The sequence below is a fragment of the Pseudomonas citronellolis genome, assembly GCF_001586155.1.
Classification (GTDB): Bacteria; Pseudomonadota; Gammaproteobacteria; order Pseudomonadales; family Pseudomonadaceae; genus Pseudomonas; species Pseudomonas citronellolis.
The window spans coordinates 5,712,968-5,735,491 of sequence record NZ_CP014158.1; the positions used below are offsets into that span (position 1 = coordinate 5,712,968).

General features: G+C 69.5%; 21 protein-coding genes. 15 read left to right on the forward strand and 6 right to left on the reverse strand.

The window, feature by feature from the left end:
• Positions 1–16: 16 nt before the first annotated feature.
• Positions 17–2,440, forward strand: coding sequence for a heavy metal translocating P-type ATPase (locus PcP3B5_RS25015; RefSeq protein ID WP_061562686.1), 2,424 nt, complete (start codon positions 17–19; stop codon positions 2,438–2,440).
• Entirely contained in the window at positions 2,427–2,828 is a 402-nt protein-coding gene (cueR, locus tag PcP3B5_RS25020; protein WP_009616010.1) for a Cu(I)-responsive transcriptional regulator, read from the forward strand. The genes PcP3B5_RS25015 and cueR overlap by 14 nt, the downstream gene beginning before the upstream one ends.
• A gap of 574 nt (positions 2,829–3,402) precedes the next feature.
• On the opposite strand, the gene PcP3B5_RS25025 is transcribed toward cueR, so the two are convergent.
• The 5 genes from PcP3B5_RS25025 to PcP3B5_RS25045 all read right to left on the reverse strand — a co-directional run bounded on the left by PcP3B5_RS25025 (position 3,403) and on the right by PcP3B5_RS25045 (position 9,471).
• Entirely contained in the window at positions 3,403–4,293 is an 891-nt protein-coding gene (locus PcP3B5_RS25025; RefSeq protein WP_058487408.1) for an EamA family transporter, read from the reverse strand.
• A gap of 79 nt (positions 4,294–4,372) precedes the next feature.
• On the reverse strand, positions 4,373–4,924 hold the full coding sequence (locus PcP3B5_RS25030) for a nucleotidyltransferase family protein (RefSeq protein WP_061562687.1): 552 nt from the start codon (positions 4,922–4,924) through the stop codon (positions 4,373–4,375).
• Entirely contained in the window at positions 4,921–5,814 is an 894-nt protein-coding gene (locus PcP3B5_RS25035; RefSeq protein WP_061562688.1) for a PA4780 family RIO1-like protein kinase, read from the reverse strand. The genes PcP3B5_RS25030 and PcP3B5_RS25035 overlap by 4 nt, the downstream gene beginning before the upstream one ends.
• Before the next feature lie 92 nt (positions 5,815–5,906).
• Positions 5,907–7,088 (reverse strand): response regulator, encoded by a 1,182-nt coding sequence (locus PcP3B5_RS25040; protein WP_061562689.1) that lies wholly within the window; start codon positions 7,086–7,088, stop codon positions 5,907–5,909.
• 19 nt (positions 7,089–7,107) lie between these two features.
• A complete protein-coding gene (locus PcP3B5_RS25045) occupies positions 7,108–9,471 on the reverse strand; it encodes an ATP-binding protein (protein WP_061562690.1) in 2,364 nt (787 codons plus the stop codon).
• A 122-nt stretch (positions 9,472–9,593) separates the two neighbouring features.
• On the opposite strand from PcP3B5_RS25045, the gene ada reads away from it, so the two are divergent.
• The 11 genes from ada (at position 9,594) to PcP3B5_RS25100 (ending at position 20,006) form a co-directional block, all read left to right on the forward strand.
• Positions 9,594–10,652, forward strand: a complete 1,059-nt coding sequence (gene ada / locus PcP3B5_RS25050; RefSeq protein ID WP_061562691.1) for a bifunctional DNA-binding transcriptional regulator/O6-methylguanine-DNA methyltransferase Ada — start codon at positions 9,594–9,596, stop codon at positions 10,650–10,652.
• An 81-nt stretch (positions 10,653–10,733) separates the two neighbouring features.
• Positions 10,734–11,375 (forward strand): phosphatase PAP2 family protein, encoded by a 642-nt coding sequence (locus tag PcP3B5_RS25055; RefSeq protein ID WP_061562692.1) that lies wholly within the window; start codon positions 10,734–10,736, stop codon positions 11,373–11,375.
• A gap of 456 nt (positions 11,376–11,831) precedes the next feature.
• The gene (locus PcP3B5_RS25060; RefSeq protein ID WP_061562693.1) at positions 11,832–12,740 is read left to right on the forward strand and encodes a glutamate/aspartate ABC transporter substrate-binding protein; all 909 of its coding nucleotides are present in this window, start codon (positions 11,832–11,834) and stop codon (positions 12,738–12,740) included.
• A 186-nt stretch (positions 12,741–12,926) separates the two neighbouring features.
• A complete protein-coding gene (locus PcP3B5_RS25065; RefSeq protein ID WP_009616001.1) occupies positions 12,927–13,673 on the forward strand; it encodes an amino acid ABC transporter permease in 747 nt (248 codons plus the stop codon).
• Positions 13,670–14,338 (forward strand): amino acid ABC transporter permease, encoded by a 669-nt coding sequence (locus tag PcP3B5_RS25070; RefSeq protein ID WP_173427889.1) that lies wholly within the window; start codon positions 13,670–13,672, stop codon positions 14,336–14,338. The genes PcP3B5_RS25065 and PcP3B5_RS25070 overlap by 4 nt, the downstream gene beginning before the upstream one ends.
• The gene (locus PcP3B5_RS25075) at positions 14,335–15,069 is read left to right on the forward strand and encodes an amino acid ABC transporter ATP-binding protein (RefSeq protein ID WP_009615999.1); all 735 of its coding nucleotides are present in this window, start codon (positions 14,335–14,337) and stop codon (positions 15,067–15,069) included. Before PcP3B5_RS25070 ends, PcP3B5_RS25075 begins: the two co-directional genes overlap by 4 nt.
• A gap of 108 nt (positions 15,070–15,177) precedes the next feature.
• On the forward strand, positions 15,178–17,064 hold the full coding sequence (locus PcP3B5_RS25080; RefSeq protein ID WP_061562694.1) for a sensor histidine kinase: 1,887 nt from the start codon (positions 15,178–15,180) through the stop codon (positions 17,062–17,064).
• The gene (gene aauR / locus PcP3B5_RS25085) at positions 17,061–18,389 is read left to right on the forward strand and encodes a two-component response regulator AauR (protein ID WP_061562695.1); all 1,329 of its coding nucleotides are present in this window, start codon (positions 17,061–17,063) and stop codon (positions 18,387–18,389) included. The genes PcP3B5_RS25080 and aauR overlap by 4 nt, the downstream gene beginning before the upstream one ends.
• A 417-nt stretch (positions 18,390–18,806) precedes the next feature.
• On the forward strand, positions 18,807–19,259 hold the full coding sequence (locus PcP3B5_RS25090; protein ID WP_058487417.1) for a hypothetical protein: 453 nt from the start codon (positions 18,807–18,809) through the stop codon (positions 19,257–19,259).
• Positions 19,260–19,370: 111 nt separating this feature from the next.
• Complete coding sequence (locus PcP3B5_RS25095; protein WP_009615992.1) at positions 19,371–19,601, forward strand: hypothetical protein; 231 nt, start codon at positions 19,371–19,373, stop codon at positions 19,599–19,601.
• Between the two features lie 165 nt (positions 19,602–19,766).
• A complete protein-coding gene (locus PcP3B5_RS25100; protein WP_009615991.1) occupies positions 19,767–20,006 on the forward strand; it encodes a hypothetical protein in 240 nt (79 codons plus the stop codon).
• Positions 20,007–20,013: 7 nt separating this feature from the next.
• Here the strand turns inward: PcP3B5_RS25100 and PcP3B5_RS25105 are convergent, their stop codons facing one another.
• Positions 20,014–20,625, reverse strand: a complete 612-nt coding sequence (locus tag PcP3B5_RS25105) for a class I SAM-dependent methyltransferase (RefSeq protein WP_043273198.1) — start codon at positions 20,623–20,625, stop codon at positions 20,014–20,016.
• 195 nt (positions 20,626–20,820) lie between these two features.
• Here PcP3B5_RS25105 and PcP3B5_RS25110 point away from each other — a divergent pair, with 195 nt between their 5' ends.
• Together PcP3B5_RS25110 and prpB are read left to right on the forward strand one after the other, a co-directional pair.
• Positions 20,821–21,543 carry a GntR family transcriptional regulator gene (locus PcP3B5_RS25110; RefSeq protein WP_009615989.1) on the forward strand — a complete coding sequence of 241 codons (723 nt, stop codon included), beginning with the start codon at positions 20,821–20,823 and terminating at the stop codon, positions 21,541–21,543.
• Positions 21,540–22,424 carry a methylisocitrate lyase gene (gene prpB, locus PcP3B5_RS25115; RefSeq protein WP_061562696.1) on the forward strand — a complete coding sequence of 295 codons (885 nt, stop codon included), beginning with the start codon at positions 21,540–21,542 and terminating at the stop codon, positions 22,422–22,424. The genes PcP3B5_RS25110 and prpB overlap by 4 nt, the downstream gene beginning before the upstream one ends.
• Positions 22,425–22,524: the final 100 nt, after the last annotated feature.

A 22,524-nucleotide genomic window follows, 5' to 3' on the forward strand; every position in this document is an offset into this window, starting at 1 on the left:
ATCAGGAGGATCGTCCATGAACAGCCCCATCGAGCTCGACCTGCCGGTGACCGGCATGACCTGCGCATCCTGCGTCGGCCGTGTCGAACGGGCCCTGAAGAAGGTGCCCGGGGTGCTCGCGGCCAGCGTCAACCTGGCCAACGAGCAGGCGCGGGTGAGCGTCGACTCGTCCGAACAGCTGCCGGCCCTGGTGGCCGCGGTGGAGAACGCCGGCTACCAGGTGCCCAGCCACAGCCTGGAGCTGGCCATCGACGGCATGACCTGCGCCAGTTGCGTGGGCCGCGTCGAGCGCGCGCTGAAGAAGGTCCCCGGGGTGCGCGAGGCCAGCGTCAACCTGGCCAGCGAGCGCGCCCGCCTGGACCTGCTCGGCCCGGTGGACCCGGCCACGCTCATCGCCGCGGTGGACAAGGCCGGCTACCACGCCCGCCTGCTGCAGGCCGAGCGCCCGGCCGAGGACCCGGCCCTGGCGCGCCTGGCCCGCGAGCGCTGGTTCCTGCTGGCGGCCATCGTCCTGGCCGTGCCCCTGGTGCTGCCGATGTTCGCCGAATGGGCCGGGTTGCACTGGATGCTGCCGGCCTGGGTGCAGTTCGCCCTGGCCACTCCGGTGCAGTTCATCATCGGCGCGCGCTTCTATGTCTCGGCGTGGAAGGCGGTGCGCGCCCGCAGCGGCAACATGGACCTGCTGGTGGCCCTGGGCACCAGCGCCGGCTACGGCCTGAGCCTGTACCTGTGGCTGAGCGCCGCGCCCGGCGCCATGCCGCACCTGTATTTCGAGGCCAGCGCCGTGGTCATCGCCCTGATCCTCCTCGGCAAGTACCTGGAAAGCCGCGCCAAGCGCCAGACCGCCGCGGCCATCCGCGCCCTGGAGGCGCTGCGCCCGGAACGCGCCACGCGCATCCGCGACGGCCACGAGGAAGACGTCGCCATCGCCGAACTGAGCCTGGGCGACGAACTGCTGGTGCGCCCCGGCGAGCGTTTCCCGGTGGACGGCAAGGTGCTCGACGGCCGCAGCCACGCCGACGAGGCGCTGATCACCGGGGAAAGCCTGCCGGTGCCCAAGGCCCCCGGGGACAAGGTGACCGGCGGGGCCATCAACGGCGAGGGCCTGCTGACCATCCGCGCCACCGCCCTGGGCGGGGAAACCGTGCTGGCGCGCATCATCCGCCTGGTGGAAGACGCCCAGGCGGCCAAGGCGCCGATCCAGAAGCTGGTGGACAAGGTCAGCAACGTCTTCGTCCCGGTGGTGATCGGCATCGCCCTGGTCACCCTGGCCGGCTGGCTGCTGGCCGGCGCCGGCGTGGAAACCGCGCTGATCAACGCCGTGGCCGTGCTGGTCATCGCCTGCCCCTGCGCCCTGGGCCTGGCCACGCCGACGGCGATCATGGCCGGCACCGGCGTAGCCGCGCGCCACGGCATCCTGATCAAGGACGCCGAAGCCCTGGAAGTGGCCCACGCGGTAAGCGCCGTGGCCTTCGACAAGACCGGCACCCTCACCTCGGGCACGCCCAGCCTGGTCCACTTCGCCGTGGCCGAAGGCGAACCCGACGCCGCCCTGGCCCTGGCCGGCGCCCTGCAGCGCGGCAGCGAGCACCCGCTGGCCAAGGCGGTGCTCGGCGCCTGCGCCGAGCAGCACCTGCGCGTCCCCATCGTGAGCCACAGCCAGGCCCTGGCCGGGCGCGGCATCCAGGGCCAGGTCGGCGAGCGCCTGCTGGCCCTGGGCAACCGCCGCCTGCTCGACGAACAGGGCCTGGCCGCCGGCGAACTGCAGGACAAGGCCACGGAATGGGAAGGCCAGGGCCGCACCCTGTCCTGGCTGCTGGAACTGCAGCCGCAGCCGCGCCTGCTCGGCCTGTTCGCCTTCGGCGACAGCCTCAAGCCCGGCGCCGCCGAGGCGGTGCGGGCGCTGCGCGAGCGTGGTATAGGCAGCCACCTGATCACCGGCGACAACCGCGGCAGCGCGCGGGTGGTGGCCGAAGCGCTGGGCCTGGACGACGTCCACGCCGAAGTGCTGCCGGCGGACAAGGCCGCGGTGGTGGCGCAACTCAGGAGCGGCGGCAAGGTGGTGGCGATGGTCGGCGACGGCATCAACGACGCCCCGGCGCTGGCCGCGGCGGACGTCGGCATCGCCATGGGCGGCGGCACCGACGTGGCCATGCACGCCGCCGGCATCACCCTGATGCGCGGCGACCCGCGGCTGGTCCCCGAGGCCCTGGACATCGCCCGGCGCACCTACGCGAAGATCCGCCAGAACCTGTTCTGGGCCTTCATCTACAACCTGGTCGGTGTGCCCCTGGCCGCCTTCGGCCTGCTCAACCCGATGGTCGCCGGCGCCGCCATGGCCGCCTCCAGCGTCAGCGTGGTGAGCAACGCCCTGCTGCTCAAGCGCTGGAAACCGGCGCACGGCGCCAACGCAAAGGGAGACGGCGATGAACATCGGTGAAGCGGCGAAGAAGAGCGGCCTGTCGGCGAAGATGATCCGCTACTACGAATCCATAGGCCTGCTCGCCCCGGCCGGCCGCAGCGCCAGCGGCTACCGCCACTACAGCGAGCAGGACCTGCACCGCCTGGCCTTCATCCGCCGCTCGCGGGACTTCGGCTTCTCCCTGGAAGAAGTCGGCCGCCTGCTAGCCCTCTGGCAGGACCGCCAGCGCGCCAGCGCCGACGTCAAGGCCCTGACCGGCCAGCACATCGCCGAACTGGAACGCAAGATCGCCGAACTCAGCGCCCTGCGCGACACCCTGCAGGAACTCCACGACCACTGCCAGGGCGACCACCGCCCGGACTGCCCGATCCTCAAGGACCTGGAGTCGGGGAGTTGCTGTCACTGAAGTCCCCCTGCTGTCCCAACGGTCTTGCCGGCTGCGCCGAGGTGCTCTTCGTAGGATGGGTTGAGCTTGCGAAACCCATGCGGTCGCGGCGATGGGTATCGCTTCGCTCAACCCATCCTACGACGGCGTTCCTCCTATGGTTGATCGGCGGTAGGGCGTATAACCGTTCGCGGTTATACGCCGCCATCCTGAACTCCATGGCCATCCGATCGGCGGATAACGCTTCGCGTTATTCGCCCTACGTCCACATGAAGCACAGCATTTCCCCGTAGGAGCGAGCTTGCTCGCGAACGGTGTTTACCGGCAGCAGCTGTGTTTCGGATTGACTCCGCTCCCTCTCCCCAGCCCTCGGCTGCGCGCCCCGCCCTGAAGGGAGAGGGGGCTAGGCCGTGCCGAGAGCAGGCATGGTTTCAGCCGGAAACCACCGCGCTTGCCGGCTGACTCGGGAAAACCAGATCGCACCGAACGGTCCCCTCTCCCTTCAGGGAGAGGGTTAGGGAGAGGGCGCTCTTCAGGGCCAGCACCAGAGCAACCTCACCACACCATCACCATAAGGCCTGGCCCTGAACCAAGGTCAGCCACGCACCTGCGCCACCACCCCACGCCGCCACAGCGACGCCGGCAGCACCGTCACCGCCAGCCCCACGAAGACCAGCGCGCAGGCCAGCCAGTCCTGGGCGGTGAGTCGTTCGCCCAGCAGCAGCCAGCCGGACAGCAGGCCGGAGACCGGCACCGCCAGGGCGAAGGGGGTGACCTGGCTGGCCGGGTAGCGGCGCAGCAGGAAGCTCCACAGGCCGAAGCCCACGGTGGTGGCGAGGAAGGCGATGTACAGCAGCGCGCCCATGCCTTCCCAGCTGATGCCGGTCAGCGCCGTCGAGATGGCTTGCGGGCCTTCGAAAATCCACGACAGGACCAGCAGCGGCAACGGTGGGATCAGGCTCACCCAACTGATCAGGCGCAGCATGTCACTGGCCCCGGAGCGCTTGGTGGCGATGTTGGAGAAGGCCCAGGCCAGGGCCGCGGCCATCACCAGGGCGAAGGCCAGCAGGCTGTCGCCCAGGGGGCGTTCCAGGCCGATCAGCAGCAGGCCGCCGGCGGCCAGGGCGAGGCCGGCCAGGGCGCGGGCGCTGGGGCGTTCGCCGAGGAAGGCGGCGGCGATCAGCACGGTGAAGAACACCTGGCTCTGCAGCACCAGGGACGACAGGCCGGCGGGCATGCCCAGGTGCATACCGACGAACAGCAGGCCGAACTTGACCACCCCCAGCAGCACGCCGATCTGCACGATGCGCCAGAACGGCGCCGGCAGCGGCCCGCGCAGGAATACCAGCGGCAGCGCCGCCAGGGCGAAGCGCAGGGCGCAGAACAGCAGCGGCGGGAAGTCGTGCAGGCCGACCTTGATGATGACGAAGTTGACGCCCCAGATCAGCGTGACCAGCAGGGCGAGGAGGACGTGCGGCAAGGGCATGGCGGTGCCTCCGGGTGGGATCGGGCCACGCTAGCAGGGCCGCCGCGGGCTGTATGTACACAGTTGCCGCGCAAATGCATCAGGACAGTTCGATGCGCAACTGCGGCCAGCGCCGCGTCCAGTCCTTGCCCCGCAGGCGCTGGCGGTAGACCTCGGGCTTGTTGCGGAAATGTTCGGTGGGGCGAACGCACAGTTCGAACAGGTCGTCCAGGCCCAGCGGCGCCAGCAGCTCCAGGCCCTGGTCGGCAAGGCGCACCGCCACCGCGGTGCAGACTTCCGGCCAGTGGCGCATGGCGTCGGCGACATCCGCATAGGGCGCATCGCCGTTGCGCAGGTGCATGCGCGCCTGGTTGCGCACCGACCAGGGCACCTGCGGGCAGGCCCGGGCCAGGCGTCGCTCGAAGGCTGCGTCGGCCTCGGCCTGCAGGCAGCGGGCGTCGAAGTACAGCACGTCCACGTCCGCCAGCGGGCCGGGGGCGAGGCCGTGCAGGTGGTCCCAGACGGCGTTGCGCACGAAGCCGGCGCCGATCCAGGCGCCGGGCGGGCCGTACTCGCGCAGGGCGCGCAGCAGGCCCAGGCGTTGCGGGCAGGCGGCGAGCAGCGCGATCAGGCGCGCCGCCTGCGGGCTCACTGCAGCCACGGCGGCGGTGGCGGCTCCTCGGCGCGCGGCGGGCCATCCTGCTCGGCGCGGGCCGCCTCGCGGCGCTCCTGCTCGCGCAGGGCGGCGGCGATCTCGCGCATCACCGCATCGACGTCGGCTTCCTCTTCCGGCTCGTCGAAGTGGCCGGTCAGCGGGGTGTCCGGCTGCAGCTTGCCGTCTTCGAACAGCGCCCACATTTCCTTGGCGTAGCGGGTGTCCTTGAGCTCCGGGGCGAACTGGCCGAAGTAGGCGGCCATGTTGCCGACGTCGCGTTCGAGCATGCGCAAGGCATGGTTGTTGGCCGCCGCATCCACCGCCTGGGGCAGGTCGATGATCACCGGGCCGTCGGGGCCGAGCAGCACGTTGAATTCCGAGAGGTCGCCGTGCACCAGCCCGGCGCAGAGCATCATGACGATCTGGCGGATGAGGAAATCGTGGTACTCGCGCGCCTGCTCCGGCTCCAGCACCACGTCGTTGAGGCGCGGCGCGGCCTCGCCGTATTCGTCGGCGACCATTTCCATCAGCAGCACGCCATCGAGGAAGTCGTAGGGCTTGGGCACCCGCACCCCGGCGTTGGCCAGGCGGAACAGCGCCGCCACCTCGGCGTTCTGCCAGGCCTCCTCCTGCTCGCGCCGGCCGTAGCGCGAGCCCTTGGCCATGGCCCGGGCCTGGCGGCTGTTGCGCACCTTGCGGCCCTCCTGGTATTCCGCGGCCTGGCGGAAACTGCGCTTGTTGGCCTCCTTGTAGACCTTGGCGCAGCGCAACTGCTCGCCGCAGCGCACCACGTAGACCGCCGCTTCCTTGCCGCTCATCAGCGGGCGCAGCACTTCGTCGACCAGGCCGTCCTCGATCAGCGGCTCTATGCGTTTGGGTGTCTTCATCAGGCTCCGTCGTCGTTCTTGTCCGGCCCAAGCGGCCGCAGCCGCTCCTTATACGACATGCGCCGGGTGACGCCCAGCACCGACCGCCGGAATCATGGTGGCGTCGTGGTCATTTCGATGCTTTCGCCCAGGGCGTCGGCCATGCGCTCGATCTCGCTGCCCAGGGCCTGGGCGTCATCGGCGTAGCGGATGGCAATGGCGGCGAAGCCGTCGGCGACCTCGGCGAAGGCCTCCACCACCTGCGGGTCGAAGTGGCTGCCGCTGGAGGCGAGGATCTGCTGGCGGGCCTCATCCGGCGACAAGGTCGCGTGGTAGGGATGGCGGCTGGTCAGTTCGTCGTAGCAGTCGATCAGCGCCAGCAGCCGTGCCGACAGCGGAATCTGCTCGCCGCGCAGGCCCCGCGGGTAGCCGCTGCCGTCCCAGCGTTCGTGGTGGCCGTAGGCGATCTCCTTGGCGTAGCGCAGGAATTCCGCCGGGCTGCCCAGGCGGCGTTCGGCAGCGGCCAGGGCGTCGTGGCCGATGCGCGTGTGGCTCTGCATCAGCAACTGGTCCTCGGGGCTGAGCTGGCCGGGGTTGAGCAGCACGCGGTCGGGCACCGCCACCTTGCCGATGTCGTGCAGCTGCGCCGAGCGCGCCAGCAGTTCGATCTGCTCCAGGTCCAGGCCGCCGGCCTCGCCCTCGCGCCGGGCCAGGGCGTCGGCGAGCAGGCGCATGTACTGCTCGATGCGCAGCAGGTGGCGGCTGTGGGGGTTGTCGCGCAGGTCGCAGAGGGTGGCCATGGCCTCCAGGGTGGCGTCCTGGGCGGCCTGCAGTTCGCGGCTGCGGCGGCGCACCTCCAGCTCCAGGTATTCGCTCTTGTCGCGCAGGAAGTCGGCGTTGGCCTTGAGCTTGAGGTGCGCGCGGATGCGCGCCAGGGTCACCGGCGGGCTGATCGGCTTGGTGATGTAGTCCACCGCGCCCAGGTCCAGGCCGCGCTGCTCGTCGGCGGTGCTGACCATGCCGGTGAGGAAGATCACCGGGATCTCGGCGGTCAGCGGGTCGGCCTTGAGCTGGCGGCAGACTTCGTAGCCGTCCATCTCCGGCATCATGATGTCGAGCAGCACCAGGTCCGGCCGCGGCTCGCTGGCGGCCAGGCGCAGGGCCTTGGCGCCGCTGCCGGCGACGCGCACCTGGTACTGGCCCATGAGCAGCTCGCTCATGAGCATGAGGTTGTCCGGTTGGTCGTCGACCACCAGGATCACTTCCTGGTCCGGTCGGTCCAGCATGCTGTCCAAGGTTCCACCCCTCTTGCGCTCAGATGCGGATGTCGCGCTCGCGCGACAACACCAGCAGTTTTTCCAGGGCCCGCTCGAACTCGAAGCGACGGATGCTCGCCGCGACTTCGTCGTACCCGTCATTGAAGATACTGCGCAGCAGGCCCGCGCGCTCGCCCACCAGTCGTCCGGCGCGCGGGTCGTCGGCGGCCAGCAGGTGCGCCAGGCGGCGCACCACCTGCTCGGCCTGCTGGCGCTCGGCCGCCGGCAGTTCGACCGCCGGCTGCCCCGCCGGTTCTGGCGCCTCCAGCAGCGGCGGCGCCGTCGAGGGCGAGCGCAGGATGCGCGACAGGTCGATGGGCCGCGCATCCTCCACGTGGCCCAGGGGCAGGCGGCACCAGAACAGGCTGCCCTTGTCCGGCTCGCTGTCCACCCCGACCTCGCCGCCCATGGCCTCGGCCAGGCGCTTGCAGATCGCCAGCCCCAGACCGGAGCCGCCGTAGCGCCGGGTGATGGAGTTGTCGGCCTGGCGGAAGGACTCGAACAGGCGTTCCTGCTGCGCCGGGCTGATGCCGATGCCGGTGTCGCGCAGGCCGAAGTACAGCCAGTCCTCGTCGCCGGCCTGCATGTCCAGGCGCACCTCCAGCGCCAGGGAGCCGTGCTCGGTGAACTTGAGCGCGTTGTTGCCGTAGTTCATCAGAATCTGCCGCAGGCGCAGCGAGTCGCCCAGCAGGTGCGAGGGCAGCCGCGGGTCGATGTGGCATTCCAGGCTCAGGCCCTTGCCCGCGGCGCGGATCGCCAGCAGGTCGACCAGCTCGCCGAGCAGGCGCTCCAGATCGAAGTCCAGGTGCTCGAACTCCAGGCGCCCGGCCTCTACCTTGGACAGGTCGAGGATGTCGCTGATCAGCTCCAGCAGGTACTGGCCCGAGCCCTGGATCTTGCCCAGGTAGTCGCGCTGCTGCGGGTCCAGGGCGGTCTGTTCGAGCAGGTGCGCCAGGCCGATGATGATGTTCAGCGGGGTGCGGATCTCGTGGCTGACGTTGGCCAGGAACTCGCTCTTCAGCCGCGCCGCCTGCTCGGCCAGGTCGCGGGCCTGGGCCAGGGCTTCCTCGGTGGCCTTGCGCGCGGTGATGTCGCGGCTCACCCCGACCAGCCCGAGCAGCGCGCCGTGGTCGTCGTGGAAGGCGCTGCGCAGGGTGTCGAACAGCACCCGCCGGCCATCCGGGTAGACCACCCAGCCCTCGCTGGCGAACGGCTGGCTGGCCGACAGCGCCTGACGGTCGCGCTCGCCGCGGCCGGCGCTGGCGGCGTCGCTGAACAGTTGGGCGTCGCTGCGCCCGATCACGTCCTCGGCCGGCAGCCCCAGGCATTCGGCGAAGGCGTGGTTGGCGCCCAGGTAGCGGCCTTCGGTGTCCTTGAACCAGATGGGGTCGGGGATGGCGTTGATCAGCGCCAGCAGGGTGCGCCGCTGGCGGTGCTCCTCGGCCTCGGCGCGGGCGCGCTCGGCCACCTGGATCTGCAGGCGGCGGTTCCAGACCAGGACGAAGGCGAGCAGGGCGAAGAAGCCCGCCACGTAGGGCCAGGCCGCCTGCAGCAGCTGCATCCAGTCGAAGGCGTCGATCTGCGGCAGCCAGCGCTGGCGGATGCGCTCCTGCTCGCCGTCGTCGATGCTGGCCAGGGCGCGGTCGAGCAGCGGCACCAGGGGCGCCAGCTCGCGGCGCACGGCGAAGCGCACCTGGCTGTTGTCCAGGCCGCTGTCGCCGCGCACCTCCAGGTTGCTCAGGTTGAGCTGGCCGATCAGATAGTTGGTCGAGATGAGGTTGCCCACGTAGGCGTCGGCGCGCCCGGAAGCCACGGCCTTGAGGGCTTCGGCGGTGTCGTCGACGATGACGAAGGCCACCCCCGGCACCGCCGTGCGCAGCAGGTCGTGCACGGCGAAGTCGCGCTCCACGGCCACGCGCTTGCCGGAGAGGTCGTCGAGCACCCGCACATTGCTGTCGCGGCGGGCGAAGATCAGGCTGCTGGTGCTCAGGTAGGGCTGGCTGAAGGCGAGGAAGCGCTCGCGCTCGGGCGAGCGCGCCACGGTCGGCAGCAGGTCGACCTCGCCCTTGCGCGCCGCTTCGATCACCTGCGCCCAGTCGTCGAAGGTCTGCGTCTGCAACTGCAGGCCCAGGCGCTGGGCGACCTGGTTCAGGTAGTCGGCGCTGATGCCCTGGAACCCGCCTTGGGCGTCGACCATCTCGAACGGCGGCCAGCCATCGCGGGAAATGCCCACCCGCAGCGTCGGGTGGGCCTCCAGCCAGCTGCGTTCGTGGCCGCTGAGCGCCAGTTCCGCGCCCCACAGCGGCGGGCACAGCAGGAGGCAGAGCAGCAGGCAATGGCTAAGGAGTCGGCGGCAGGGCATGGCGGGCTCTCGACGGACCTCCTGCAAGCGTAGCCGGCAGTTTGAAAAGCGATTACGGATTGCCCGCCCGCCGGGTGACGCCGACAATTTCCCCATGTACCCGGTCCTCCCTGGAGAGCGCCATGCCCCCACTTCCCGATGACGAACGCTGCTGGCAGGCGGTCTGCGAGCGTGACGCGGGCTTCGACCAGCGTTTCGTGTTTTCCGTTCGCTCCACCGGCGTCTATTGCCGGCCGAGCTGCCCGGCGCGGCGGCCAAGCCGCGCCAACGTGCGCTTCCACGCCGACGCAGCCGCCGCCGAAGCCGCGGGCTTCCGCCCCTGCAAGCGCTGCACGCCCGACGGCGAAAGCCCGGCGCAGCGCCTCGATGCGCTGGTCGCCGCCGCCTGCCAGTTGCTGGAGCAGGCCGAGCGCCCGTTGACCATGGACGAGCTGGCCGCGCGCATCGGCCTCTCGGCCTCGCACCTGGCCCGCGCCTTCAAGGCGCGCACCGGCCTGACGCCGCGGGCCTGGGCCGAGGCCCGCCGCCAGCAGCGCCTGGCCGCCGCCCTGCCGCAGGCCCGCTCGGTGCTCGATGCCGCCCTGGAGGCGGGCTATTCCGGCACCCGCGCGCTCTACGAGGCGCCCACCGCGCTGAGCCCGGCGCAGCGCCGGCAGAAAGGCGCCGGCACCCGGCTGCGCTATGCCATCGCCCCCTGCCCGCTCGGCCAGGTGCTGCTGGCCGCCAGCCCGCGGGGCGTCTGCGCCCTGCTGTTCGGCGACGCGCCGGAGCAGTTGGAGGCGGAACTCCGCCAACGCTTCGCCGCCGCCGAGTTGCAGCGCGACGACGCCGGCCTGGGCGACTGGCTGGGCCGGGTGCTGCGCCAGCTGGAGCAGCCCGAACGCGCCGCCGGCCTGCCCCTGGACCTGCACGGCAGCGCCTTCCAGCTGCGCGTCTGGCGCGCCCTGGCGCAGATTCCCAGCGGGCAGACGCGGCGCTACGGCGAACTGGCCGAGCAGTTGCACAGCCATCCCCGGGCCATCGCCCGCGCCTGCGCCAGCAACCCGGTGGGGCTGCTGGTGCCCTGCCACCGGGTGGTGGCCGCCGACGGCGGCAGCGGCGGCTACCGCTGGGGCCTGGAGCGCAAGCGCGAGCTGCTGCGCCGCGAGGACCAGGAGGCGCAGCAGGACGAACCGGCCTGAGCCGCCTCCGATCGGCCAGGCCCATGGCAGAGCCCTCGCTGTGCTATGGTTCGGCCCCTCGAAGGACCGCCTGCAAGCCCCATGCCCCTCTGGAACCTCATCACCCGTTTCGGCGACAGCTCGCTGCTGCTGCCCTGCGCGCTGTTCATCTATGCCTGGTTGCTGCTGCGCCGGGAAACGTACAACGCCAACTGCTGGCTGCTGCTGTTCGGCCTGGCCGCCGGCGTCACCCTGGTCTCCAAGCTGGCCTTCATGGGCTGGGGCATCGGTATTCCGGCGTGGAACTTCACCGGGCTGTCCGGCCACAGCATGATGGCCGCCAGCGTCCTGCCGGTGCTCTGCAGCCTGCTGCTGCCCGCCCGCCCCGCCTGGCGCCTGGCCGCCGCGGCCGGCGGCGCCGTGCTGGCGGTGCTGGTGGGCGTGTCGCGGCTGCAGATCAACGTCCATTCGCCGGCGGAAGTCTACGGCGGGCTGGCCGTGGGCCTGGCCGCCAGCGGCGCCTTCCTCTGCCTGACGCAGCGCCGCCTGCCGTCGCTGTCGCCCGTGCTGCTGGCCCTCGTCCTGCTGCTGGCCTCGCTGCAGGGCGTGACCGGCGTGCGCGCGCCCACCCACCAGATGCTCGAACGCATCGCCGCCTACATGGCCGACCGCGACCAGCCGTTCAAGCGCGGCGAGTGGGGCGGCTTCCATCGCCTGGACGCCCAGCAGACGCCAGCGGCCTGAGCCGAGATGCTCCTCGCAGGATGGGTTGAGCCTGCGAAACCCATCGGGCCACGGTGATGGGTATCGCTTCGCTCAACCCATCCTACGGTGAAATACCCTGCCTCCCTTACAGACCGCGCTGGAGCGCTCTTCGTAGGAGCGGGCCCTGCCCGCGATTCGCGCGCAGGGCGCGCTCCTACAAGGAAGCGGCGTGCGCGTTCGGAAAACCGAACGCTCGAACGGCGTCTATTCGGCAGTCCGAACGCCCGTCTCGCCAACGGCCTGCCAAGTCCGAATATAAGTCCTTTAAATTCAATTACTTGAAATAAATACCAGGGACTGGCACGGTCCCTGCTCCATTGCTTCCCCGTGAGCATGCGGCAGCGCCGCGCTTGCCCGCCGGCCGCCAGGAGGGCCCGCCGCCGGGTACGCCTGCCGCAGGATCGACAACAACCAGAACAAGTCGAGGAAGCATCAATGCGTATCGCACCCCGTGTGCTGGGCATGGCCATCGTCGCCGCCCTGTTCGCCACTCCGGCCCTTTCCGAGGAACTCACCGGCACCCTGAAGAAGATCAAGGATTCCGGCACCATCGTCCTCGGCCACCGTGACGCCTCCATTCCCTTCTCCTACCTGGCCGACGACCCGCGCCAGCCGGTGGGCTATTCCCACGACCTGCAGCTGAAGGTGGTCGAGGCGGTCAAGCAGGAACTGGGCATGCCCGACCTCAAGGTGCGCTACAACCTGGTCACCTCGCAGACGCGCATCCCGCTGGTGCAGAACGGCACCGTGGACATCGAGTGCGGCTCCACCACCAACAACCTGGAGCGCCAGAAGCAGGTCGACTTCTCCCTCGGCATCTTCGAGGTGGGCACCCGCCTGCTGACCAGGAAGACCAGCGGCATCAACGACTTCGCCGACCTCAAGGGCAAGAACGTGGTGACCACCGCCGGCACCACCTCCGAGCGCCTGCTCAAGTCGATGAACGCCGAGAAGAAGATGGGCATGAACATCATTTCGGCCAAGGACCACGGCGAGTCCTTCCTGATGCTCGAATCCGGCCGCGCCGTGGCCTTCATGATGGACGACGCCCTGCTCTACGGCGAAATGGCCAAGGCCCGCAAGCCCGACGACTGGGCGGTGGTCGGCACCCCGCAGTCCTATGAAATCTACGGCTGCATGGTGCGCAAGGGCGACGAGGGCTTCAAGAAAGTGGTCGACAAGGCCATCGCCGACACCTTCGCCTCCGGGCAGATCAACGACATCTACGCCAAGTGGTTCACCCAGCCGGTGCCGCCCAAGGGCCTGAACCTCGAATTCCCGATGAGCGACACGCTCAAGAAGCTGATCGCCAGTCCCACCGACAAGTCTGCCGAGCAGATGTAACGGTGGCGCCAGCCCGCGCTCACAAGGCGCGGGCCGGCGGGGAACGGGAGCGCCAGCGGCGCTCCCGGCCTCCCCTTTCTTCCCGATCCACCACCGGAACACGCCCGCCCCCCACGGGCGCAGGCGCCTGCGCGCCGCGTTCCGGCCGTTTCGACGCCCCGCACGGGGCCATCGAGGGCAACCTTCATGAACTACAACTGGGACTGGGGCGTGTTCTTCAAGTCCACCGGGATCGGCGACGAGATCTACCTGGACTGGTACATCGCCGGCCTGGGCTGGACCATCGCCGTCGCCCTCACTGCCTGGCTCCTCGCCCTGGCGCTGGGCCTGGTGCTGGGCGTGCTGCGCACCGTGCCGAACCGCTGGCTGTCGGCCATCGGCACCGGCTACGTCGAGCTGTTCCGCAACGTGCCGCTGCTGGTGCAGCTGTTCATCTGGTACTTCCTGGTCCCGGACCTGCTGCCGCAGCCGCTGCAGGACTGGTTCAAGCTCGGCCTGGCGCCGGAGACCTCGGCCTTCGTCAGCGTCGTGGTGTGCCTGGGCCTGTTCACCGCCGCGCGCGTCTGCGAGCAGGTGCGCACCGGCATCCAGGCGCTGCCCGGGGGGCAGGTCGCCGCCGGCCGCGCCATGGGCTTCAGCCTGCCCCAGGTGTACCGCTACGTGCTGCTGCCGCAGGCCTTGCGCATCATCATCCCGCCGCTGACCTCGGAGTTCCTCAACATCTTCAAGAACTCCTCGGTGGCCTCGCTGATCGGCCTCATGGAGCTGCTGGCGCAGACCAAGCAGACCGCCGAGTTCAGCGCCAACCTGTTCGAGGCCTTCACCCTGGCCACGGCGATCTACTTCACCCTGAACATGAGCCTGATGCTGTTCATGCGCCTGGTCGAGCGCAAGGTCGCGCTGCCCGGGCTGATTTCCGTGGGAGGCAAATGATGGACTTCGGCTCGATCGTCCCGGCGCTGCCGGGCCTGTGGGACGGCATGGCCATGACCCTGCAGCTGACCGGCCTGGGCGTACTCGGCGGCGTGGTGCTGGGCACCCTGCTGGCGCTGATGCGCCTGTCCCACAACCGCCTGCTGAGCAACCTCGCCGGCTTCTACGTCAACTACTTCCGCTCCATCCCGCTGCTGCTGGTGATCACCTGGTTCTACCTGGCGGTGCCCTACATCCTGCGCTGGATCACCGGCAGCGACACCCCGGTGGGCGCCTTCACCAGTTGCCTGGTGGCCTTCGTGATGTTCGAGGCGGCGTACTTCTGCGAGATCGTCCGCGCCGGCATCCAGGCCATCCCCAAGGGCCAGATGGGCGCCGCGCAAGCCCTGGGCATGACCTACGGCCAGTGCATGCGGCTGATCATCCTGCCCCAGGCGTTCCGCAAGATGACCCCGCTGCTGCTGCAGCAGAGCATCATCCTGTTCCAGGACACCTCGCTGGTCTACACCGTCGGCCTGATGGACTTCCTCAACGCGGCGCGCTCGCGCGGCGACATCATCGGCCAGCCCCACGAATTCCTGATCTTCGCCGGTCTCGTCTACTTCATCGTCAGCTTCACCGCCTCCTTCGCGGTCAAGCGCCTGCAGAAAGGGTTAGCCCTATGATCACCATCGACAACGTCAACAAGTGGTATGGCGACTTCCAGGTCCTCACCGACTGCAGCACCTCGGTCGCCAAGGGTGAGGTGGTGGTGGTCTGCGGGCCGTCCGGCTCGGGCAAGTCGACGCTGATCAAGTGCGTCAACGCCCTGGAGCCGTTCCAGAAGGGCGACATCGTGGTCGACGGCACTTCCATCGCCGATCCCAAGACCAACCTGCCGAAGCTGCGCTCGCGGGTGGGCATGGTGTTCCAGCACTTCGAGCTGTTCCCGCACCTGACCATCACCGAGAACCTGACCATCGCCCAGGTCAAGGTGCTCGGCCGCGGCAAGGACGAGGCCACCGAGAAGGGCCTGGCGCTGCTCGACCGCGTCGGCCTCAAGGCCCACGCCCACAAGCACCCCGGCCAGCTTTCCGGCGGCCAGCAGCAGCGCGTGGCCATCGCCCGCGCCCTGGCCATGGACCCGATCGTGATGCTGTTCGACGAACCCACCTCGGCGCTGGACCCGGAGATGGTCAACGAGGTGCTCGACGTGATGGTCCAGCTGGCCCAGGAAGGCATGACCATGATGTGCGTGACCCACGAGATGGGCTTCGCCCGCAAGGTGGCCGACCGGGTGATCTTCATGGACCGCGGGCAGATCGTCGAAGACTGCGCCAAGGAAGAGTTCTTCGGCGACCTGGAAGCCCGCTCCGAGCGCGCCCGGCAGTTCCTCGCCAAGATCCTCACCCACTGAAGCCCACCCATGCCCCGTAGGATGGGTTGAGCGAAGCGATACCCATCACCAGCCGGCCCGTCGCCACACCCGGCGCCGGGCTGGCCCGCTTCCGACGACTGTGATGCAATGCCCGCCCAGCCATTGACCCTGCCACCGCCGAACGTGAAGCCGAGCCTCGTGCGCAACCTGCTGTTGCCGATTCCGCTGATCCTGCTGATGCTCGGCTTCGGCTACGGCGGCTACCTGGTCAGCGCCGGCGCCGGCACCCGCGCCCTGGTCGCCAGCGGCGAGCGCCAGCTGGAACTGCACGCCCGCGGGGTGGAAAGCGAGATCAGCCGCTACACCTACCTGCCCAGCCTGCTGGAGCTGGAAAACAACGTCACCCGCCTGCTGCTGGAACCCACGCCCTACCGCCGCGACCTGGTCAACGCCTACCTCGAAGGCCTCAACCGCCGCGCCGGCAGCCGCGCCATCTACCTGCTCGACACCTCCGGCCGGGTGCTGGCCACCAGCAACTGGCAGGACGCCGACAGCTACCTGGGCGAGGACCTGTCCTTCCGCGCCTACTTCCAGGACGCCGTGCAGGGCCGCCCGGGGCGCTTCTACGGCATCGGCAGCACCGTCGGCGAGCCCGGCTACTACCTGGCCCACGGCCTGGTGCACGGCGGGCGCATCGTCGGCGTGGCGGTGGTCAAGGTGAAGATGGAAGCCCTGGAGGAACGCTGGGAGAAGGCCCAGCTGCAGGCCTTCGTCAGCGACGAGAACGGCATCATCGTCCTCTCCAGCAACCCGCAGCTGCGCCTGAAGGCGGTGCGCCCGCTCAGCGCCGCGGACAAGGAGCGCCTGGCGCGCAGCCTGCAGTACTACTGGTGGGCGCTCAACGAATGGCAGCCCAGTTCGCGCCGGGCCCTGGGCGAGGGCGTGGAGGAAATCGGCTTCCGCGACCGCGACGCCAGCGGCGAGCAGCACGCCGAGCGCCTGTACCTGAAGCAGAGCCGCCGCCTAAACGACACCCCCTGGGACTTCACCCTGCTCAGCCCGCTGCAGGACGTGCGCCGCGAAGCCATGATCCATGGCGTGCTGGCCGCGGTGGGCTTCGCCCTGCTGGCGTTCCTGCTGATCGCCTGGAACGAGCGGCGCAAGGTCCTGGCCACCCGCCTGGCCGCCCGCGAGGCGCTGCAGCAGGCCAACGACGAACTGGAGCGGCGCATCGCCGAGCGCACCGCCGACCTGCGCGCCAGCAACCAACATCTACGCGAGCAGATCCGCGAGCGCCGCCAGGCCGAGGACACCCTGCGCAAGGCCCAGGACCGCCTGGTGCAGGCCGGCAAGCTGGCGGTGATCGGGCAGATGTCCACCAGCATCGCCCACGAGCTGAACCAGCCGCTGGCGGCACTGCGCACCCTCTCCGGCAACACCGTGCGCTTCCTCCAGCGCGGCGCCCTGGACATCGCCAGCAGCAACCTCGAAGCGATCAACGAAATGGTCGACCGCATGGGCCGCATCACCGCCAGCCTGCGCGCCTTCGCCCGGCGCGCCGACGACCACGGCCAGGCGCGCCTGGGCAAGGCGGTGGACGCCGCGCTGCGGGTGCTGCAGGTGCGCCTGAAGGACTGCCCGCTGGCCCTGCACCGCGAATTCGACGACGTGTGCCTGGGCATCGACCAGACGCGCCTGGAACAGATCCTGGTCAACCTGATCGCCAACGCCCTCGACGCCATGAGCGCGCAGGCCGACCGCCAGCTCTGGCTCAGCGGTCGCACCGAGGGCGCGCAATACCACCTGACGGTGCGCGACAACGGCCCGGGCATCCCGCCGGATGCCCGCGAGCACCTGTTCGAACCCTTCTTCACCACCAAACCCGGCGAGCACGGCCTGGGCCTGGGCCTGACGCTCTCGGCCAGCCTCGCCACCGCCGCCGGCGGCAGCCTAGGCGTGGCCCACCCGGAAGCCGGCGGCACCGCCTTCGAACTCAGCCTGCCCCTGCTGCCCACTCAGGAACCCACGCCATGAGCGACGAAAAACTCCGCGTACTGGTGGTCGAGGACGACCCCCACGTGCTGCTCGGCTGCCAGCAGGCCCTGGCCCTGGAAGACATCGACAGCGACGGCGTGGCCAGCGCCGAGGAAGCGCTGCGGCGCGTGGGCGCCGACTTCCCCGGCATCGTCATCAGCGACATCCGCCTGCCCGGCATGGATGGCCTGCAACTGCTGGCCCGCCTGCGCGAGAAGGACGCGCAGCTGCCGGTGGTGCTGATCACCGGCCACGGCGACATCGCCATGGCGGTGCAGGCCATGCGCGACGGCGCCTACGACTTCATGGAAAAACCCTTCGCCCCCGAGCGCCTGGTGGACGTGGCGCGGCGCGCCCTGGAGCACCGCCGGCTCAGCCGCGAGATCGGCCAGCTGCGCCGCCAGTTGGCCGGGCGCCAGGCCCTGGAAGCCCGGCTGATCGGCCGTTCGCCGGCGATGCAGGCGCTGCGCGAGCTGATCGCCAACGTCGCCGACACCTCGGCCAACGTGCTCATCGAGGGCGAGACCGGCACCGGCAAGGAGCTGGTCGCCCGCTGCCTGCACGACTACAGCCGGCGCCAGGCCAAGGCCTTCGTCGCGCTGAACTGCGGCGGCCTGCCGGAAAGCCTGATCGACAGCGAAATCTTCGGCCACGAGGCCCACGCCTTCACCGGCGCCGGCAAGCGGCGCATCGGCAAGATCGAGCACGCCGACGGCGGCAGCCTGTTCCTCGACGAGATCGAGAGCATGCCGCTGAACCTGCAGGTCAAGCTGCTGCGGGTGCTGCAGGAACACCAGCTGGAACGCCTGGGCTCCAACCAGCTGATCCCGGTGGACTGCCGGGTGATCGCCGCGACCAAGTCGGACCTGGGCGCCATGGGCCGCGAGGGTAGCTTCCGCAGCGACCTCTACTACCGCCTCAACGTCATCACCCTGCAGTTGCCGCCGCTGCGGGAAAGACGCGAAGACATCCTGATGCTCTTCGAGCACTTCCTGCAGCAGTCCTCGCTGCGCTTCGACCGCCCGGCGCCGGCCATCGACAACGCCACCGCCGCCAGCCTCATGGCCCACGACTGGCCGGGCAACGTGCGCGAACTGCGCAACGTCGCCGAACGCTTCGCCCTCGGCCTGCCGGTGCTGACCAGCAGCGGCCAGGGCCCGGACGCCAGCGAACCGCGCTTCGCCGAAGCCGTGGAAGCCTTCGAACGCAGCCTGCTGCAAAGCGCCCTGGAACGCCACGCCGGCAACCTCAGCCAAGCCGCCCAGGCCCTGGGCATGGCCAAGACCACGCTGTTCGACAAGGTGAAGAAGTACGGGTTGGCGTAGGGCGCATAACGCCTACGGCGTTATCCGCCGCTACACCCATGCCCTCGCCTACGCTGGGGTCGAACCGGGCGATCCTCTTCCGTCGGTGAGAGCGGCCAAGGTCGGCTCCGAGCGGGGCGCGGCCAAGGTCAGGCGGCGTATAACCGCGAACGGTTATACGCCCTACGCGAATCGCGGACAGAGTCCCAGGGAAGCACGGTCGTAGGGCGCATAACGCCTACGGCGTTATCCGCCGCTACACCCATGCCCTCGCCGACGCAGGGGTCGAGCCGGGCGATCCTCTTCCGCCGGTGAGAGCGGCCAAGGTCGGCTCCGAGCGGGGCGCGGCCAAGGTCAGGCGGCGTATAACCGCGAACGGTTATACGCCCTACGCTACACTACCCGCCTTTCCCATCGCCGCCCCGCCGGAGCCGCCCCATGTCCGCCAAATCCGAAGCCTTCTGGAACCAGCTCTGCGCCGACGCCGGCGTCGATCCGCAGCGGCGCCTGGCCGCGCGCCAGGCCATTCTGGCCGATGCGAAGGCGGTGGATGCCTGCTTCTACCGCCCCGACGACAACGACCCGGACGCCGAGGAGCTGGACCTGGGCGACGCCAGGGTGCTCATTCTCGGCCCCTTCGAGGCGCCCGCCGACTGGGACGCCGCCGAGCGCGAGGCGTTCTTCGAGGATGCCGACCCGGCGGCCTTCTTCAACGCCCTGGTGGAGTGCGAGGCCGCGCCCGGCAGCAAGGCCTTCTTCGTCCCGGAGATCGGCGATTTCGTCGCCGTGATGCCGAGCCCGGACAAGGTGCAGATGTACTTCCTGCACGACTGGCACGAAGAGGAAGACGGCTGCCATTGCGTGCTGGTGCGCGATGACGAAGGTCTCTGAGCCGACACGCAACCCAGGCTTTTTCCTACAGAAGCAGCGGTGAATCTCCACTAGGCCGGACGCCGGGCCGAACCTACAGTTGCGGGCTCATTGCACCCAGCGGCGCCCGCCATGCCCCACGATCACGACAGCCTGCCGGTGGAACTCGAAACCCACCTGCCCAACCACGCCCCGCGCATCCTGCGCGGGCGCATCAGCCTGAACGACTACCACGACCTGCTGCTGGGCGACACACCCGCCCTGGTCCGCCTGACGGACCTCCACGGCCAGAGCGACCTGTTCATCCGCGGGGTGAACATCCGCTGGGTGGTCCGCACCGACGACAGCGACGCAGCTGCCTAGGCGCCGCGCCGAAGCGTGCCCGGGCGCGGGGCTAACTGAACCGAAGCTGAATATCGCCACGATTCATCGGCGCCCGGGGAACCGGGCGCCACGGAGTCAGTCACAGAGGAATCTTCGGCAACTTCCTACGCAGCCTTCGGCAGCAGCGCCGTGCGAGAGCCCACCATGCAACCGGATCAAGACACCCTCTGGGTCGAACTGGAAACCCTGGACAACGCCCAGCGCCCGCATCGCCTGCGCGGACGCATGCAACTGCGCGACTACTTCGACCTGCTGGCCGGCTGCGCGCCGAGCCTGGTGCGCCTGGACGATTGCCGCGCCGACCGCCGCGGCCCGGTGGCCGACCTGTTCATCCGCAGCGTGCACATCCTGCGGGTGATGGCCCTGGGCCCGGTGCCGGCCTGAAGCGGCCTCAGTCGGCCATCCCCTTGTAGACATAGGTCATCGGCCGCGGCCCCGGCAGGTACTCGCGGCTCAGTTCGCGCACTTGGAAACCGCCGGCCTCGATCAGCGCCGGGATGTCGCGGTCCAGGTGGCAGCCGCCGGCCAGCGGCTTCCAGATCGGCGTCAGGCGGTGCTGCCAGGCGCGCACGCCGGCGTCCGGCGCCAGGCCGTGCTCACAGAAGAGGAACTCGCCGCCCGGCTTGAGCACCCGGCGCATCTCCCGCAGCGCCGCCAGCACGTCCGGGATGCTGCACAGGGTGAAGGTGCAGACGATGGAGTCGAAGCTGCCGGCGTCGGCGCGAATCTGCCCCAGCTCCAGCGCCACCATTTCCACCGGGATGCCGATGCCCGCCGCGCGCTTGCGCGCCAGGCCCTGCATCTGCGCCGCCGGGTCGACGCCGACGATTGTCGACACTTTCCCCGCGTCGTAGAAACCCAGGTTCAATCCGGTGCCGATGCCGATCTCCAGCACCCGGCCATGGGCCCGCGGCACCAGCTTCGAACGCTGCTTCATCACCTCGCCCATGCCGCAGGCGCAGTCGATCAGCCGTGGCAGCAGGTAGCGGTCGTAGACACCCATGCTCGTCTCCCCTGGCGGTTTCGCCCAGCCTAGCGCAGCCCGGGCCGCGTCGCGCGGGCTTTTCCGCCATCCGCCGGATTCCTGGGAACCTTTGTGCATAACTCGTCGGCCCATTAGACGATTGTCGACAATCCCCTTGACCACACGAACGAGGGGGGTTAGTTTTCGCCGCACCTGATGTGGATTGTCGACACCATGAACGAATCCCTGCTCCTGCCCAACGACGTCGAAGGCGACGGCGAGACGCTTTCGGAACACGTGTTCCGCAAGATCCAGTCGGCCATCGTCAAGGGCGAGATCGCCCCCGGCAGCAAGATCTCCGAGCCGGAGCTGGCGCGCACCTACGGCATCAGCCGCGGCCCGCTGCGCGAGGCGATCCACCGCCTGGAGGGCCAGAAGCTGCTGGTGCGCGTGCCCCACGTCGGCGCGCGGGTGGTGTCGCTGAGCCATGCCGAACTGATCGAGCTGTACGAAATCCGCGAGTCCCTGGAAGGCATGGCCTGCCGCCTGGCCGCCGAGCGCATGAGCCAGGCCGAGATCGACGAGCTGCGCCGGGTGCTCGACACCCACGAGCGCGACGAGGCCTTCCAGGCCGGGCGCGGCTACTACCAGCAGGAAGGCGACTTCGACTTCCACTACCGGATCATCCAGGGCAGCGGCAACCGCACCCTGAGCCAGATGCTCTGCGGCGAGCTGTACCAGCTGGTGCGCATGTACCGCCTGCAGTTCTCCGCCGTGCCGAACCGGCCGCGCCAGGCCTTCGCCGAGCACCACCGCATTCTCGATGCCATCGCCGACCGTGACGGCGAACTGGCCGAACTGCTGATGCGCCGTCACATCGGCGCTTCCAAGCGCAACATCGAGCGTCACTACCTGGACGCCCAAGCCAAGACAGCCAACGAACGAGGTGAGTCATGAGTCTGCTTTCCCCCGGCCAGCGTTTCCGTACCGCCCTTGCCGAAGAGAAACCGCTGCAGGTGATCGGTGCGATCAACGCCAACCACGCCCTGCTCGCCAAGCGCGCCGGCTTCAAGGCCATCTACCTCTCCGGCGGCGGCGTCGCCGCCGGCTCCCTGGGCCTGCCGGACTTAGGGATAAACACCCTGGACGACGTGCTCACCGACGTGCGCCGCATCACCGACGTCTGCGACCTGCCGCTGCTGGTGGACATCGACACCGGCTTCGGCCCCAGCGCCTTCAACATCGAGCGCACGGTCAAGAGCCTGATCAAGGCCGGCGCCGCCGCCGCGCACATCGAGGACCAGGTCGGCGCCAAGCGCTGCGGCCACCGTCCGGGCAAGGAAATCGTCTCCACCGAGGAGATGGCCGACCGCGTGAAGGCCGCCGCCGATGCCAGGACCGACCCGAACTTCTTCCTCATCGCCCGCACCGACGCCATCCAGGCCGAGGGCGTGGACGCCGCCATCGAGCGCTGCCTGCGCTACGTGGAAGCCGGCGCCGACGGCATCTTCGCCGAGGCCGCCTACGACCTGCCGACCTACAAGCGCTTCGTCGACGCGCTGAACGTGCCGGTGCTGGCCAACATCACCGAGTTCGGCGCCACCCCGCTGTTCACCCGCGACGAGCTGGCCTCGGTCGGCGTGGCCATCCAGCTCTACCCGCTGTCGGCCTTCCGCGCCGCCAACAAGGCCGCCGAAGCGGTGTACACCGCGATCCGCCAGGAAGGCCACCAGCAGAACGTCATCGAGCTGATGCAGACGCGTGCCGAGCTGTACGACCGCATCGGCTACCACGCCTTCGAGCAGAAGCTCGACGCGCTCTTCGCCAGCAAAAAATAAAAGCCGATAAAGGCCGAAAAAAGCGCTGAAGGCTGAACGACTCGCTCTTCGTTCAGCCTCCAGCCTCCAGCGCTCTTATCGGCTCTTAAAAGTCCAAGAT